The following is a 938-nucleotide window of genomic DNA, read 5'->3' as shown; positions in this document are numbered from 1 at the left end:
ATCGCCAAGCTCGAGATGGTCGGGTTGCGGGCGCAGGACGCCGACAAATATCCGTCGGAGCTCTCGGGCGGCATGACCAAGCGCGTGGCACTGGCCCGCGCACTCGCGCTCGATCCGCCGATCCTGTTCCTGGACGAGCCGACCTCCGGTCTCGACCCGATCGCCGCCGGCGATTTTGACGCGCTGATCGGGACGCTGCAGAAGACCCTCGGCCTCACCGTGTTCATGGTCACCCATGATCTTGCGAGCCTCACCACGGTCTGCGACCGCGTCGCCGCGCTCGCCGACGGCAAGATCGTGGCGATCGGCCCGATGCACGAATTGCTGCAATCCGAGCATCCCTGGGTGCGCGCCTATTTCCACGGCAAGCGCTCGCAGATGCTGCAACACCAGATGAGATGAGACATGGAAACCCGCGCTCCCTACGTGCTGATCGGCAGCTTCGTGCTGGCCGCTATCCTCGCGGTGTTCGGCTTCGTCTATTGGCTGAACAACACGGGCGGCATCGGGCCGCGCGCGAACTATCATGTGCAATTCCAGGGTCCGGTGCCAGGTCTGCTGGTCGGTGCCGGCGTGCTGTTCAACGGCATCCGCGTCGGCGAGGTGACGCAGATCGGCCTCGCGCCGGATAATCCGCGCTTCGTCAATGCGACGATCTCGGTTGCCTCGACGACACCCGTGCGTACCGACACCAAGGTCGGGCTCGATTTCCAGGGGCTGACCGGCGTGCCGGTGGTGACGCTGGAGGGCGGCATGATCGTTGCCAAGGCCGGCGAGCCCGTGACCCTGATCGCCGAGGCCGGTGCAGGCCAGAGCATGACGCAGGCTGCGCGCGATGCGCTGCGACGGGTCGACACCGTGCTGGAGGACAATTCCGGTCCCCTAAAGGACACCATCGCGAACCTCAAGACATTCTCCGACGGGCTCGCGCGCAACAC

Annotated in this window: 2 protein-coding genes; both read left to right on the top strand. The window is 65.7% G+C overall.

Annotated features, from left to right (window positions below):
* The coding region (locus QJT78_RS51630; RefSeq protein WP_281460900.1) for an ATP-binding cassette domain-containing protein at positions 1–402 on the top strand (402 nt) is incomplete at its 5' end.
* Positions 403–405: 3 nt separating this feature from the next.
* Positions 406–938, top strand: a 533-nt coding sequence (locus QJT78_RS51625) for an MlaD family protein (RefSeq protein WP_038946131.1), incomplete at its 3' end; no start/stop codon positions are given.

The sequence above is a fragment of the Bradyrhizobium sp. Mp27 genome (assembly GCF_029953005.1).
Taxonomy (GTDB): Bacteria; Pseudomonadota; Alphaproteobacteria; order Rhizobiales; family Xanthobacteraceae; genus Bradyrhizobium; species Bradyrhizobium barranii.
This window is presented reverse-complemented; position numbering and strand designations above follow the sequence as displayed.